12 protein-coding genes are annotated in these 14,782 nt (G+C 70.2%); 4 read left to right on the forward strand and 8 right to left on the reverse strand.

Features of this window, described 5'->3' with window-relative positions; genetic code table 11:
• Positions 1 to 34 precede the first annotated feature (34 nt).
• The 3 genes from ACWEIJ_RS04945 to ACWEIJ_RS04955 are packed head-to-tail and all read left to right on the forward strand — an operon-like array spanning position 35 to position 3,668.
• Complete coding sequence (locus ACWEIJ_RS04945) at positions 35 to 2,479, forward strand: ABC transporter permease (protein WP_449835861.1); 2,445 nt, start codon at positions 35 to 37, stop codon at positions 2,477 to 2,479.
• Entirely contained in the window at positions 2,476 to 3,075 is a 600-nt protein-coding gene (locus tag ACWEIJ_RS04950) for an ABC transporter ATP-binding protein (protein ID WP_449835862.1), read from the forward strand. The genes ACWEIJ_RS04945 and ACWEIJ_RS04950 overlap by 4 nt, the downstream gene beginning before the upstream one ends.
• Complete coding sequence (locus tag ACWEIJ_RS04955) at positions 3,075 to 3,668, forward strand: ATP-binding cassette domain-containing protein (RefSeq protein ID WP_449836344.1); 594 nt, start codon at positions 3,075 to 3,077, stop codon at positions 3,666 to 3,668. Before ACWEIJ_RS04950 ends, ACWEIJ_RS04955 begins: the two co-directional genes overlap by 1 nt.
• Before the next feature lie 94 nt (positions 3,669 to 3,762).
• On the opposite strand, the gene ACWEIJ_RS04960 is transcribed toward ACWEIJ_RS04955, so the two are convergent.
• The 3 genes from ACWEIJ_RS04960 to ACWEIJ_RS04970 all read right to left on the reverse strand — a co-directional run bounded on the left by ACWEIJ_RS04960 (position 3,763) and on the right by ACWEIJ_RS04970 (position 6,833).
• Positions 3,763 to 4,968: a DUF222 domain-containing protein gene (locus ACWEIJ_RS04960; RefSeq protein WP_449835863.1), complete on the reverse strand. Its 1,206-nt coding sequence runs from the start codon at positions 4,966 to 4,968 to the stop codon at positions 3,763 to 3,765.
• Positions 4,969 to 5,268: 300 nt separating this feature from the next.
• Entirely contained in the window at positions 5,269 to 5,715 is a 447-nt protein-coding gene (locus ACWEIJ_RS04965; protein WP_189255336.1) for an Lrp/AsnC family transcriptional regulator, read from the reverse strand.
• Positions 5,712 to 6,833, reverse strand: coding sequence for a M24 family metallopeptidase (locus ACWEIJ_RS04970; RefSeq protein WP_449835864.1), 1,122 nt, complete (start codon positions 6,831 to 6,833; stop codon positions 5,712 to 5,714). Before ACWEIJ_RS04970 ends, ACWEIJ_RS04965 begins: the two co-directional genes overlap by 4 nt.
• Before the next feature lie 28 nt (positions 6,834 to 6,861).
• Here ACWEIJ_RS04970 and ACWEIJ_RS04975 point away from each other — a divergent pair, with 28 nt between their 5' ends.
• Positions 6,862 to 7,806 (forward strand): 5'-3' exonuclease, encoded by a 945-nt coding sequence (locus ACWEIJ_RS04975; protein ID WP_449835865.1) that lies wholly within the window; start codon positions 6,862 to 6,864, stop codon positions 7,804 to 7,806.
• Here the strand turns inward: ACWEIJ_RS04975 and ACWEIJ_RS04980 are convergent.
• The 5 genes from ACWEIJ_RS04980 to htpG form a co-directional block, all read right to left on the reverse strand.
• A complete protein-coding gene (locus tag ACWEIJ_RS04980; RefSeq protein ID WP_449835866.1) occupies positions 7,803 to 8,972 on the reverse strand; it encodes a GNAT family N-acetyltransferase in 1,170 nt (389 codons plus the stop codon). The two genes, ACWEIJ_RS04975 and ACWEIJ_RS04980, sit on opposite strands and share 4 nt — an antisense overlap.
• Before the next feature lie 44 nt (positions 8,973 to 9,016).
• The gene (locus ACWEIJ_RS04985) at positions 9,017 to 9,142 is read right to left on the reverse strand and encodes a hypothetical protein (protein WP_449835867.1); all 126 of its coding nucleotides are present in this window, start codon (positions 9,140 to 9,142) and stop codon (positions 9,017 to 9,019) included.
• 143 nt (positions 9,143 to 9,285) lie between these two features.
• On the reverse strand, positions 9,286 to 9,978 hold the full coding sequence (locus tag ACWEIJ_RS04990) for a DUF4333 domain-containing protein (protein WP_449835868.1): 693 nt from the start codon (positions 9,976 to 9,978) through the stop codon (positions 9,286 to 9,288).
• 96 nt (positions 9,979 to 10,074) lie between these two features.
• A complete protein-coding gene (locus ACWEIJ_RS04995) occupies positions 10,075 to 12,813 on the reverse strand; it encodes a DEAD/DEAH box helicase (RefSeq protein WP_449835869.1) in 2,739 nt (912 codons plus the stop codon).
• Positions 12,814 to 12,928: 115 nt separating this feature from the next.
• Complete coding sequence (gene htpG / locus ACWEIJ_RS05000; protein WP_449835870.1) at positions 12,929 to 14,770, reverse strand: molecular chaperone HtpG; 1,842 nt, start codon at positions 14,768 to 14,770, stop codon at positions 12,929 to 12,931.
• Positions 14,771 to 14,782 lie beyond the last annotated feature (12 nt).

Genomic DNA, 14,782 nt, shown 5'->3' on the forward strand with positions numbered 1-14,782 from the left:
CCCCAAATCGCATGACGGCGATTAGCGTGCGCTCGTGCAGTCGCCGTGGAGAGCCGCGCCCCGGGCAGCCCTGTCGAGTCCGCTCACGCTGCTGGTGAGCGTCGCGACGACGCTGCTGCTGGGCTTCGTGGTGGCCGCGGCCGTGCTGCACTCGTCCGCCGCGGGCAGCGCGGCTCTCGCCTACCAGCAGAGCCGGATGTGCCCGCAGTCCGTGCACCCGTCGCTGGACGGGGACGGCCTGACGCTGTCCACCGCGGTCACGCTGTCCTCCCGCGGTCCGCTGGGCGCCGTCTACACGCGCATCGCGCGTCCCGACTTCAACGGGATCGCGACCTACGGCCGGTTCGGCCACCGCCCCGACGCGTTGGCGCACCTGACGGTCGTGCAGGGCGGCGGCACCGGGCTGTGGGTGCCGCAGACGATCGCCACCGCCGCGCACGTGCGCGTGGGCGACCGGCTGACCGGGTCGTCGCTGGTGGTCAGCGCGATCTACGCCGACCTGGCGCATCCCGTGTCCGAGTGGTGGTGTTCCGAGGCGAAGACCGTGGTGCCGAACCCATTGGGCGGTGACGGCGCCAGCACGTCCGTCATCTGGGTGCCGCGGATCTCCGATCTCGCCCTGCTGCCACCGGAGTTCTCGTCCGGTGCCTCGGTGTCACTGCGGTTCCCCACGACCCCGGTGTCGACGCTGGCCGAAGCGGAGGCGTTGCGGGACAAGGGGAACGCGCTGCTGTCCGCGCTGGCCCTGCCGTTGACCCGGACGGATGTCCTGTCCTCCGCGATCACCGCGGCCCGCACGTCCGAACGGAACGTGGCCTCCGCACTGCTGCCGTTGGTGGTCATCAGCGTGTTGGTGGGGCTCGCCGGCGTCGGCACGGTGACCGTGCAATGGGCTCAACGCAGGCATTCCGAGCTGCGGCTGCTGTGGGTGCGCGGGGCGAGTCCGCTCGCACTGGGTTTCCGCGGTGTGCTGGAGCTCGGACTGCCGTTGGTCGCCGGCGGGTTGCTCGGGCTGGTGGCGGCTCGGTCGCTGCTGCCGTTGTACGCGCCGGGAGTGGTGCTGGCTCCCGGAGCGCTGTGGCCGGCGTTGGGTTGCGTTGCCGCGGTGGTGCTCGCTTCGCTGGCGGTGACCGTGCTGGTGGCGTGCTGGCGCACGCACCGCACGTTCCAACGACGGGCCCGCTCCTGGCGGCTCGCCGTGGTGCCGTGGGAGCTGGCCGTCGCGTCACTGGCCGTGCTGGCGTGGGTCCGCCTGTCCCGCAACGGGTTGGGCACGACGCTGAAGACCGGCGAGCTGCCCAGGATCGACGTGGCGGCGCTGACGTTCCCGCTGCTCGTCGTGCTGGCGGCGGCGTTGCTCGCGACCCGGCTGCTGCGGTGGTCGCTGGGCCGGTCGCGGCGCGTGCAGTGGTGGCGGGTTCCGGCCGCGCAGCTCGCGTTGCGCCGGCTCGCGGCCGCCACCGGACCCGTGACCGGCGTGGTGCTCGTGGGCGTGCTGGCGGTCGGAACCATCGCGGTCGGCAGTGCCGTGGCGCAGGCGCAGCGGTCCGCGTTGGACTCGAAATCCGGCGTGTTCGTCGGCGCGAACAGCACCGTGCAGGTGTCGCAGGACATCGCGCTCGGACGCGTGACGCTGCCATCGTCGTTGCGCGGCAACACAACTCTCGTGGGCGTGAGCACGGGCGCGTTGATCGTGGACCCGGCGACGTTCACCGACGCGGCCGTGCTGAACGACGCCGCTTCCGTGCGCTCACTGCTGTCCGGGCTGCGCCGCACCGGTGAGATCGCGCCCGCCCTGCGCATCGGCCGCGCCGCCGACCAGGAGATCCAGATCCCCGGCCTGCCGCTGCTGAAGCCGGTGGCGTGGCTGCCGTCGTTCCCGAAGCTCGGCACCCGCGGCTACGTGGTCGCGCGGGACTCGGTGCCGGCCGTCGAGCAGGTGGGTTCGTGGCACCTGTGGTCGTCGCTGCCGCTGCCCGCGCTGACCACAGCGCTGCAGGACGCCGGCATCAACTACACGAATGTCGCCGACCGCGCGCGAGTGCTGGACGGCCTGCCGTTCCTGACCGTGCAGTGGACGTTCGGCTTCGTGACCGCGATCGGCGTGGTGCTGGCCGTGGTCGCCGCCGTGGCGTTGCTGCTGGCCATCGAGGTCCGCCGCCGCCAGAACGCCGTCTCCGGCGCGCTGTCGACCCGCATGGGCATGCGACCGTCGGTGCTGTGGTCCAGCCATCTGCTCGAAGTGGGCGCCCTGGCGTTGCTGGCGGTGGCCGTGGGCGCACTGGCGTCGTTCGTGAGCACCGGTGCCGCGGTGCCGCGGCTGGATCCGGCGCCGTGGCTGAACCCGGCCCCGATGCCGCCGGACCTGACCTCGCTGCTGGGCTCGATGGTGCTGTGCGGACTGGCCGTCGTCGTGGTGGCGGCCTGGCTGGCGTTGCGCGGTGCCCGGACCGCGCGGATGGGAGAACTGCTCAGGTGATCCGCGCTTGTGGCGTCGGGGTGTCCTACGGCCAGGTGCGCGCCGTCGCGGACGTGTCGCTGACGATCGCACCCGGCCTCACCGTGCTGTCGGGCCCGTCCGGCTCCGGCAAGTCGACGCTGCTGCGAGTCCTGTCCCTGGTCGAACGCCCCTCGGTCGGCGAGGTCTTCGTGCACGACCGCCCGACCTCGGCGTTGCCGTGGTCCGAGCTGCGAGCGTTGCGGCGCAAGGAGATCGCGGTCGTCTTCCAGAACCCGGCCGACAACCTGATCTCGCACCTGACCGTGGGCGAGAACCTCCGCGCGGCCGGTGCCGCGGACCTGTCCCTGCTGGAGAGGCTGGGCCTGGGCGAGTCCGCGACCTGGCGGATCGGCACCCTGTCCGGCGGCCAGCAGCAACGCCTCGCTTTCGGCTGCGCGCTGGCGCGCGGGGCGTCCGTGGTGGTGGCCGACGAGCCGACCTCGCAGCTCGACACGCGGTCCGCCGACCTGGTGCTGGAAACCCTGGCGTCGCTACCCGTGCCCGCCGTGGTGGCGTCGCACGATCCGCGGTTGATCGCGCTGGCGGACCTGTGCGTGCCGTTGGCGGCGTCGTGATCCGCGCTACGGGGGTGCACCGGGCTTTCGGCGGCGTCTCGGTGCTGCGCGGCGTGGACCTGGCGGTGTCGGCCGGGGAACTGGTGACGCTGAGCGGCCCGTCCGGTTCCGGCAAGACCGCGCTGTTGTCGTTGCTGTGCGGCTTCGACTCGCCGGACCGCGGGTCCGTTTCACCCGGCTCGGCTTCGTGGTCGGCGTGCGCTGTGCTGCCGCAGTCGCTGGGACTGGCGACCGAGCTGACGCTGGAGGAGAACGTCGCGTTGCCGCTGCGCCTGGCCGGGCGGGCCGTGGACGAGGTGGGCGGGCTGCTGGCGGAGCTCGGGATCGGCGCGTTGGGCTCGCGGTATCCCGGGGAGGTGTCGTTCGGGCAGCAGCAGCGGGCGGCGCTGGCTCGGGCCGTGGTGGCGCGGCCCGCTGCTCTGCTGGCTGATGAGCCCACGGCGCACCTGGATTCCGGTAGTGCCGAGGTTGCGGTCTCGGTGTTGCGGCGGGTGGCGGACGAGGGGGCCGCGGTGTTGATCGCCACGCATCACGAGGCCGTGCACGCGGTGGCCGATCGGGTGCTGGCCTTGGTTGACGGCCGGGTGTGTTGAGGGTCGATGACGAGCGTTGGTTGCGTCATCGCCGCTTCGCGACGATTGCGGGCTGGGCACGTCACTACCGCTTACCGGGTCGACATCAGGCCGATCACGCAACCCCGTTGATGAGATTGCGTCTCGGCTTGCGGTGCGGATCCAGCCACGCGGGCGGGTAGAACGCCGGTATGCCGTGCACCATTTTCACTTCCCACTCACTCTGGTGAATGAGCGTGTGGTGATGTCGGCAGAGCAGCACCGCATTCTTGACCGACGTATCGCCGCCGTTCGCCCAGTGATGAATATGGTGCGCATCGCACTGTTTCGGCGGTCTGCCACAACCGGGGAAAGCACAGCCCTTGTCGCGGGCGACCAGGACCCGGCGGATTCCGGCGGGGAAGCTGCGGGTCTTGCGGCCGATGTCCATCGGCTGCGACTTCTCCCCCAGCACCAGCGGGATGATTCCCGCGCTGCACGCCAGCCGACGCACCTGCTCGACCGGGACGCGCTGGCCGTTGTCCAGCAGGCCCTGACCGAGCTTGCCCGCCAGGTCCTCATAGCGCACCGTCACCGTCAGCGTGACCGGCTCACCACCATGCTCAGGCAACTGATCCGCACGCAGCATCAGATCCACCAGCTCGGCCAGCGCATCCCCCTCACGCTCGGCCCGCGAGCGCGGATCCGGGCCCTCCTCGGCCGTGGTCGGGCGGGGCTTGGCCAGCGGGTCCAGCAACGCCTCGTACTGGGCGCCGGTGACCTTGTCCAGCGTGGCCCGGATCTCCAGCTGGTCACCCTTCCACCGCATCACATGCTGATTGACCTGCCGCGACGGTTCGGCCTCACGTGGTTCCGGATCGTTCTGCAACAGCGCGTAGACCAGCTTTCGGCCCAACCCCCGCAACGCCACCGGATCATGCTCGCGCGCGAGACCGACCACGGTCTCCTCGTACTCGGCGGGCAGCTCCTTCATCACCTCGGCGACCACCGCGACATGCTCCACGGACAGCGCGCCCTCGGCCGCCGCCGACGCGGTCACCGGCAGCTCCGGCGCGATCTCGCCACCGGTCGGCGTGATCCCCGTCCCTAGCAGTGCGGCATTGGCGACCCACTGCTTGGCGGTATTCCGACTCCACCGGACCGCGTGCTGCAGCACCTGAGCCAAATCCTTGTACCCAAGCTCACTCGCGGCACCACGCCGATCCAACTCGGCAATCTTGCGCATCACCGCGTGCTCACGAGCCCGAATCTCCGCCACCTCACCAACGAGACTGCTCAGCAGCTCGCCAGTGGAGAGAAGAGGAAGGTCGGGTTCGATCACGTGTTCTAATCTACCGCAAGATCTCGACATAAAAGCAGGTAAAGCCGTACACGAAAGTGTGAACCACCCGCCCCGCCCCACTCCAAACTCAGTAAGCGGTGACGGCGTGCCCCGCCCTCGCGATTGGGGCTTGACTTTGGGTGCGACGTGCTACCGTGCGCGGATCGGCCGGGCGCTTCACATGCCCGGCTTTTGAAGGCCGGCCAGCGCCTCGCAAGGGCCCCGAAGTCAAGCACCCATCGCAATCGTCGCGAAGCGGCGATGAAATGACCCGTCTCGTCATCGGCCCTGAAAACGACCTCAGACCGCAGGCGGCCGGTCCTCGTAAGGCGTGGACAGCACCACAGTCGTCCGCGTCGACACGTTGGCCGACTCGCGGATCTTCTGCAGCAGCTCCTCCAGCGCCGTGGGCGACGCGACCCGCACGCGCAGCACGTACGAGGCGTCGCCCGCCACCGAGTAGCAGGCCTCGATCTCCGGCAGGTGCTCCAGCCGCTTCGGGTAGTCGTCGGGCTCGGCCGGGTTGATCGGGAAGAGCGAGATGAAGGCGGACATGGGCAGGCCGATCTCGGCGCCGTCCAGGCGTGCGGCGTAGCCCTTGACGATGCCGCGCTGTTCCAGGCGTTTCACGCGCTGGTGCACCGCTGACACGGACAGGCCGACGCGCTCGGCCAGGTCGGTGAAGCTGCACCGGCCGTCCGAGGCGAGTTCCTTCAGGATCGCTCTGTCGATCTGCTCGAGGGTCAAAGCACCACCAGCTCGTGAGGTCGGTTGTTGAAGGACTCGACGCCTTCGGCGGTGGCGACGACGATGTCCTCGATGCGCGCGCCCCAGCGGCCGGGCAGGTAGATGCCGGGTTCGACGCTGAACGCCATGCCGGGTTCGAGCGGCAGCGCGTTGCCGCTCACGATGTAGGGCTCCTCGTGCACGTCGAGGCCGATGCCGTGGCCGGTGCGGTGCACGAAGTACTCGCCGAAGCCGGCGTCGGCGATCACCGAACGGGCGGCGGCGTCGACCTCTTCGCAGGTGACGCCGGGCCGCACGGCGTCGACGGCGGCCTGTTGCGCCGCCTGCAGGACGGCGTAGGTGTCCCAGACGTCGTCGTACGACGGTTCGCCCATCACGTAGGTGCGGGTCGAGTCGGAGTTGTAGCCCTCGGCGACCGGGCCGCCGATGTCGATGACGACGACGTCGCCGGCCTCGACGACGCGGTCGGAGTCGCGGTGGTGCGGGGAGGCGCCGTTCGGGCCGGAGCCGACGATCACGAAGTCGGCGACGGTGTGACCTTCGTCGACGATCGCCGCGGCGACGTCCTTCGCGACCTCGCGTTCGGTGCGGCCCACGCGCAGGAACTCGCCCATGCGCGCGTGCACGCGGTCGATCGCGGCGCCGGCCTTGCGCAGGGCGGCGATCTCGCTCGCGTCCTTGCGCATGCGCAGCTCGCGGATGATCGGGCCGGCCAGCGTCTGCTCTCCGCCGATGGCGTTGCCGAGCTTGATGGTGTGCAGGGCGGGCATCATGTCCGCCACGGCGACGCGCGAGCCCTTCAGCGCGGCCTTGACCAGCGCGTACGGGTCCTCGCCGTCGACCCACGTGACGACCTGGACGCCCAGCTCGTCGGTCGGGACGGCGGCGTAGCCGGGCTGTTCCAGCTTCGGCACGACCAGCGTCGGGGTGCCGCCGACGGGCAGCGCGAGGCAGGTGAGGCGCTCGAAGGAGTCGCCACCGGCACCGATCAGGTACCGCAGGTCCGAACCGGGCGAGATGAGGAGGGCGTCGACGCCCGCCTGCTCGGCCGCGGCGGAAGCACGGTCAAGCCGCGCACGCAGCGCGGACACGTCGATGGGGCCGGTGATCGTTGCCATGCGCCTGAGCCTAGTAGCTTGTCCAACCGTGAGCTCTCCCCTGGTGCTGCTCGACTCCGCGAGCCTCTACTTCCGGTCGTACTACGCGCTGCCGGACTCGATGACCGCGCCCGACGGCACGCCGGTGAACGCCGTGCGCGGCTTCGTCGACACGATCGCCCGCGTCATCACCGACCGCGGCGCCGCGCGGCTGGTCGCGTGCCTCGACGCCGACTGGCGCCCGGAGTTCCGGGTGAAGGCGCTGCCCTCCTACAAGGCGCACCGGGTCGCCGAGGACGCGGTGGACGGCGAGGAGGAGGTCCCGGACACCCTCACGCCGCAGATCCCGATCATCCTCGACGTGCTCGACGCGGCCGGCATCTGCACCGGCGAGGCGGCGGGCTACGAGGCCGACGACGTCATCGGCGCGCTCGCCCACCGCGAGCAGAAATCACCCGTCGAGGTGGTCACGGGCGACCGCGACATGTTCCAGGTCGTGCGCTTCGAGCCCACGCCGGTGCACGTCGTGTACGTCGGCCGCGGCTGGAACAAGGCGGAGGTCCTCGGCCCCGATGAGCTCGCCGCGAAGTACGCGCTGCCGGTCGAGAACGCCGGTTCCGCCTACGCCGACATGGCGGTGCTGCGCGGCGACCCCTCCGACGGCCTGCCGGGCGTCGCGGGCATCGGCGAGAAGACCGCCGCGAAGCTCATCACCGAGTTCGGCTCGCTGGAGGAGCTGCTCAAGGCCGTCACCGACCCGATGGATCGCAAGCTCACCACCAAGGCCCGCAACGCGCTCATCGCGGCCGAGGAGTACCTGGCGGCCGCGCCCACCGTCGTCCGCACCGCCCTGGACGCGCCGGTGATCCTGGACCGCGACGACGAGGTGCCGCGCGTGCCCGCCGACCCCGAACGGCTGCGCGAGCTGACGCAGCGCTGGGGTCTGGGCAGCTCGGTGCCGCGCCTGGTCAACGCGATGGAGCGGCGCCCTTAGAAGAACGTCCCGCAGTGCGGCTTCCGGTCCACGGCGAACAACGCGTCGGCGTCGGCCAGACGGTTTCCCACGATCCGTTTGGCCGCCGCGAGCTGCGAGAACGTGGTGTCACCGAAGTAGACGGCACCGAGCAGCTCGACCGGGATCGTGAGGTCGGCCTGCGCGTCCACCCGCTCGGCACCGTCCGGCGACACCCGGTAGCAGCCGTCGTTGGCGGGCAGCAGCGTGTCCCGCACCTCGATGACGACCGGCTCGGCGGCGCCGTACGTGCGGGCGGACAGCATGCGCGGCACGTCGGCCAGCCGCAGCCAGATCTCGTCGAACACGTCCTTGGTGCGGACCACCCGCGGGTCCTCGAACAGCCACGACAGCGGGTCGTCGAGCGCCACGTCGTGCTCGATCGTGTTCACGAGGTCCAGCCGTGACGCGTAGATCCACAGGTCGCGCCACGCGTCCTCGCCCGCCCACACGAAGTCCTGAACGGACATCCGGTAGCGGTGGTCCTTCACCTCGGACACCTTGTAGGTCAGGAAACCGTCGTCACCATCAGGTCCGCTGTGGATGATCGTGGCCGAGGAATCGCCGCCGCCCCTGCGGTCGCGAGCCCGCGCCCACCAGCCCGGCCACCTGCCGATCTGGCCCGGCCGCTTCAGCCCGATGGCCTCGTGCAGTTCCGGCAACAGCTTGTCGGCGGCGTCCGCGTCGATCATCCGCACCCGGCCGGTCATCCCGCCGGGGATCACCGCCCGCTCGGCGTCGATCTCGATCGACCGCCACCGCCCGGCCAGGCCGTAGCCGAAACGCCCGTAGATGCGGCCCTCGGACGCGCGCAACGACGCCACCGGATCCGGCAGGGTCGAGAGTTGTTCGCGCATCAGGGCGGTCAGCACGCCCCGGCGCGTGTGGTCGGCACGCACACCCACGCGCGAGATCGCGGCATGCGGCACGACTGCGCCACCAGGCACCACAAGAGAAGAGGCGAACGACTGAGTGGTCCCGATCATCTCGTCGCCGTCGAAGGCGGCGAGCGCCCGATCGGGCTCGTAGGACGGGCGGATGACGTCCCACTGCTCGTCGGGCGGCGGGCCCCAGTGCATCGCGCGGCGGAAGACCGTGGCATGGGCGCGGAACTGCGCCTCGTCGGTGAGAACGCGGATCTCGGTCACGCCCGCGATCGTGGCTCAGCACGATCGCGGGTGCACCTGAGTTTCTAGCCGCGGGACGCGAGCCAGGTCGCCTGGCTCGGCGGGTAGTCCAGGTCGACGGTCGTGCCGGACCAGTTGCCGTCAAAGCCCCGATGGCCGGTGTACCGCCCGGTGTGCCCGAAATCGCTCAACGGCTGGGGGTCGCCGGTCGGTAGCCGAAGATCCCGGCAGCGTTGCAGCCCGGCCTGGGCAGCAGCGGAGATGCCCTGCAGACGCGAAAAACCTCCCCCGAGGCCACGAAGTCCTCGGGGGGAGGTCGTCCGCGCGGGTCCGATCAGCCGGTCGGCTGACCCACCTCGTACTCGCCGTCCTCGGTCTTGACGACGATCTTGACCTTCTTGTCCTTGCCGCCGACCTGGACCTTGCACTCGAACGAGGTGTTGGGCTTGACCTCGTTCTCACCGGTGCAGGTCGCCGCGCCGACGTCGGAGATCTTGTACTCGTCCTTGAGGATCTGGACGATGCCGTTCTGCACGGCGGTGTTGTCGAAGATCTTCTTCTTGAAGAACGCCGGCGACACGAACCCGGTGAACAGCACGCCACCGACGAGCAGCACCACGACGACCGCGGCGACCCAGATGGCCGCGCTCGACTTCTTCTTCGGCGGGACCGGCGGGCCGTAGCCGCCGGGCTGCTGGCCGTACGGGTTGGGCTGGCCGGGGTACTGCTGCGTCTGCTGACCGTAGGGGTCGCCGCCCGGCACGGGCGTGCCGTACGGGTTCGACTGCGGCTGCTGGGGAACGCCGTACTGCTGCGTCTGCTGCTGTGACGGATCGAAACCGGGGTACGGCTGCTGCTGCGGCGGCCCCGGCTGGGGCTGCGGCGGGCCGTAGGGGTTCTGAGCCGGGAAGCCGCCGGACGGTGTGCCGGGAGGGAAACCGCCACCGTAGGGCTGCTGCGGCTGCTGCGGCTGGCCCCAGGGCTGCTGCGGATCGTTCCCTCCGGACGGTCCGTACGGGCTGCTCATCTGTCGACCTCCGTGTGTACGACGTTGCGGCGCGATCCAACCACACCGCTGACGTCAGTCTTTACTCCGACTCGCAAAACCTTCGTCAGGCGCACGTCACATCATCGCCACAACTCCGCGCCGCAGCGCGTCCACCGCCTTGGCCGCCGCGGCACCGACCGCGTCGTCTCGTCCGACCACATCACGGATCTGGTCCAAAAGGTCGATCACCTGACGGCACCAACGGACGAAGTCGCCCGCGCCGAGCTCGTTGCCGCCCGCCTCGGCCGCGCTGAGCACCTTCTCCAGCGACTCGCCGCGCGCCCACCGGAACACCGGCCACGCGAAGCCCGGATCCGGCTGCCGCGTGATGCGCTCCAGCTTGTGGCGGCGCTCGTCGTCCTCGATCTCCGCCCACAGCCGCACGGTCTTCAGCATCGCGTCCGACACCGCCCCCTGCGGCAACCGCGCCTCGACCGGACCGTCCCGGCGCGCCTCGTAGACCAGCGACGACACGACGGCGGCGAGCTCCTCCGGCTTGAGGCCCTTCCACAGGCCGTGCCGCAGGCACTCGGCGGCCAGCAGGTCCGACTCGCTGTAGAGCCTCGTCAGCCGCTTGCCGTCCTGGGTGACCTCCTCGGCCTCGGACAGGTAGCCGCGCTCGCGCAGCAACGCCCGGATGCGGTCGAACTGGCGCGCCAGCGAGTGCGTGGTCGCGGCGACCTTGCGCTCCAGCTGCTCGGTCTCGGCCAGCAGCCGGTGGTACCGCTCACCCCACCGCGCGTGGTCCTCGCGCTGGTCGCAGCCGTGGCACGGGTGCGCGCGCAGCGCACGGCGCAGGGTCGCGAGCTCCGGGTCGTCGTCCGCCGTGGTCTTCTTGCGGCCACGCGACGGCACGGCGATGCCGGTGTTGCGGATCGTCGACGCGAGGTCGCGCCGCGACTTGGGCGACCGCACGTCGACCTGCCGCGGCAGGCGGATGTGCCCCAGCACCTCGACCGGTGCCGGGAAGTCGGCGCTCGTGAGCCGGCCGGACCACCGGTCCTCGGTGACCACCAGCGGCCGCGCCTCGCCCAGCGGCTCGATGCCGGGGTCGATCACGACGGCGAGCCCGCTGCGCCGCCCGGACGGCACCGCGATCACGTCGCCCTTGCGCAGCTTCTCGAGCGACTTGGCCGTCTCGATGCGCCGCGCGTTCGTGTTCTGCTTGGCGAGCTGCTTCTCCCGGTCCGCGACCCTGCGGCGCAGCCCCGCGTACTCCGCGAAGTCGCCCAGATGGCACGTCATCGACTCGGCGTAGCCGGACAGCGCCTCCTTGTTCCGGTCGATCCGCCGCGCCAGCCCGACCACCGACCGGTCGGCCTGGAACTGCGCGAACGACTGCTCCAGGATCTCGCGCGCGGCCGCCGCACCCAGCTGATGCACCAGGTTGACGGCCATGTTGTAGCCGGGCCGGAACGACGACCGCAGCGGGTACGTGCGCGTGGAGGCGAGCCCGCCGACCGCCTTGGGGTCGATGCCCGGCTGCCAGACGACGACCGCGTGGCCCTCGACGTCGATGCCCCGCCGCCCCGCACGCCCCGTGAGCTGCGTGTACTCGCCGGGCGTGAGATCGACGTGCGCCTCGCCGTTGTACTTGACGAGCTTCTCCAGCACGACCGTCCGCGCCGGCATGTTGATGCCCAGCGCGAGCGTCTCGGTCGCGAACACGACCTTGACCAGCCCGCGGACGAACAGCTCCTCGACCGTCTCCTTGAACGCGGGCAGCAGCCCGGCGTGGTGCGACGCGATACCGCGCTCCAGCGCCTCCCGCCACTCCCAGAACCCGAGCACCATCAGGTCGGCCTCTGGCAGGTCCCGCGTCTTCTCGTCGATGATCCGCCGGACCTGCTCGGTCTCCTCCGGCGTGTTGAGCCGCAGCCCGGCCCGCGCGGTCTGCGCCACCGCCGCGTCACACCCGGCCCGGCTGAACACGAACACGATCGCGGGCAGCAGGCTCGCGTTGTCGAGCCGCTGGATCATGTCGATGCGCGACGGCGGCTTGAACCCGGAGTTGCGCGACGGCCGCCCGGTGCCACCGCGGTTGCGGCCGCGGCTGAACGGCACGTGGTAGCGCGCGAGCTCCTCGGTCTTGCGCAGCACCTGGGCGTTGATCCGCGCGTGCGTCTCGTCGCCCTCGAACAGGTCGAGCATCTGGTTGCCCACCAGCATGTGCTGCCACAGCGGCACGGGCCGGTGCTCGTCCACCACCACGGTCGTGTCGCCGCGCACCGCCACCAGCCACTCACCGAACTCCTCGGCGTTGCTGACCGTCGCGGACAGACCGACCACCTGCACGTGCTCCGGCAGGTGCAGGATGACCTCTTCCCACACCGGACCGCGGAACCGGTCCGCCAGGTAGTGCACCTCGTCCATGACGACGTACGCGAGTCCGTCCAGAGTGGACGACCCGGAGTACAGCATGTTCCGCAGCACCTCGGTGGTCATGACGACCACGGGCGCGCCGCCGTTGACGCTCGTGTCACCGGTCAGCAGGCCGATGCTCTCCGCCCCGTACCGCGCGGTGAGGTCGGCGAACTTCTGGTTGCTGAGCGCCTTGATCGGCGTCGTGTAGAAGCACTTGCGGCCCTCGCTCAGCGCGAGGTGCACGGCGAACTCGCCCACCACCGTCTTGCCGGCACCGGTGGGGGCGCAGACGAGCACTCCGTGACCGTCCTCCAGGGCCTCGCAGGCCTGGCGCTGGAACGGGTCCAGCTCGAACGAGATGACGGAGCCGAAGTCGGTCAGCTTGGGCCGCTGGGCGTTGCGCCGGGAGTGGGCGTAGGCCTCGGCCGGAGACCGCGAAGCACGTGACACCCCTTCAGGCTTTCACATCGCACCGACAAACGCCGCCGAGATAGATTAACTTCAGTCAACACTGAAGCAATAGAGGGCAGTGTCCTCACGACACCGCCCTCCAGCTGCTGCTTCGTCAGAACGTGCGCTGCACCCGTTCGGCCACGAGTTGCACGAACCGCGACGGGTCCGCCAGCTCGCCGCCCTCGGCCAGCAGCGCCAGCCCGTAGATCAGCTCGGCAGTCCCGGCCAGCGACTCGCGCTCACCCGACGCGAACGCCTTGTGCAGGCCCTCGACCAGCGGATGCCCGGGGTTGAGCTCCAGGATGCGCTTGATCTTCGGCAGCTCCTGCCCCATCGCCTTGTACATCTTCTCCAGCGTCGGAGTGATGTCGTGCGCGTCGCCCACCACGCACGCCGGCGAGGTCGTCAGGCGCGACGAGAGCCGCACCTCCTTGACGTCCTCGGACAGGGCGGAGGCCATCCAGGTGAGCAGGTCGGCGAACTCGGCGGCCTTGGCGGAGGCGGCGGACTTCTCCTCCTCCGTCTCCAGGTCCACCTGACCCTTGGCGACGGACTGCAGCTGCTTGCCGTCGAACGAGGGCACCGAGTCGACCCACATCTCGTCGATCGGGTCGGTGAGGATCAGGACCTCGTAGCCCTTGGCGCGCAACGCTTCCATGTGCGGCGAGTGCTCGACGGCCACGCGCGAGTCGCCGGTCATGTAGTAGATGTGCTCCTGGCCGTCCTTCATCCGCGAGACGTAGTCGGCCAGGGTGGTCAGCTCGTCGGCGGAGTTCGTCGAGGCGAAGGAGCAGACCTCGAGGATGGCGTCGCGGTTGTCGGCGTCGGAGAGCAGGCCCTCCTTCAGGGCGGCGCCGAGCTCGCGCCAGAACTTCTGGTAGTCGTCCGGGCGCGTCCCCATCAGCGACTTGATCGAGGACAGGACCTTCTTCACCAGGCGGCGGCGCATCAGCTGGATGTGGCGGTCCTGCTGCAGGATCTCGCGCGAGACGTTCAGCGAGAGGTCCGCCGCGTCGACGACGCCCTTCACGAAGCGCAGGTACTCGGGCATCAGCTCGGCGCAGTCGTCCATGATGAAGACGCGCTTCACGTAGAGCTGCACGCCGCGCTTGCCGTCGCGCATGAACAGGTCCAGCGGCGCCTGGGCCGGCAGGAACAGCAGCGCCTGGTACTCGAAGGTGCCTTCCGCCTGCATGCGGATGGTCTCGAGCGGCGCGTTCCAGTCGTGGCTGATGTGCCGGTAGAACTCCGCGTACTCCTCCTCCGTCACCTCGGAGGCCGGGCGCGCCCACAGGGCCTTGCGGGAGTTGATCTCCTCGCCGCCGAGGCGCACGGGCCAGGTGATGAAGTCCGAGTAGCGCTTGACGATCTCGCGGATCTTGGCCGGCTCGGTGTAGTCGGGCAGGCGGTCCTCGTCGTCGGACGGCTTGAGGTGCAGCGTGACCGAGGTGCCCTGCGGCGCGTCGTCGACGTCCTCGATCGTGTAGGTGCTCTCGCCGGTCGACTCCCAGCGGACGCCCTTCTCGGCGTGCGGGTACTTCGTCACGAGGGTGACCTTGTCGGCCACCATGAACGACGAGTAGAAGCCGATGCCGAACTGGCCGATCAGGTCCGAGGTCGACGACTGCTGCTCCTTGAGCTTGCGGAGGAACTCCGCGGTGCCCGACTTCGCGATCGTGCCGATGAGCCGCACGACGTCCTCGCGGGTCATGCCGATGCCGTTGTCCCGGACGGTCAGCGTGCGCTCGGCCGGATCGGACTCGATCACGATGTGGAGGTCGTCGACGTCGACCTTCATGTCCTTGTCGCGGAACGACTCCAGCCGCAGCTTGTCCAGCGCGTCCGAGGCGTTCGAGACCAGCTCGCGCAGGAACGTGTCCTTGTTCGAGTAGATCGAGTGGATCATCAGCTGCAGCAGCTGACGCGCCTCGGACTGAAACTCGAGAGTCTCCATTGCTTCCCCACC

The sequence above is a fragment of the Lentzea sp. NPDC004789 genome (genome assembly GCF_053601075.1).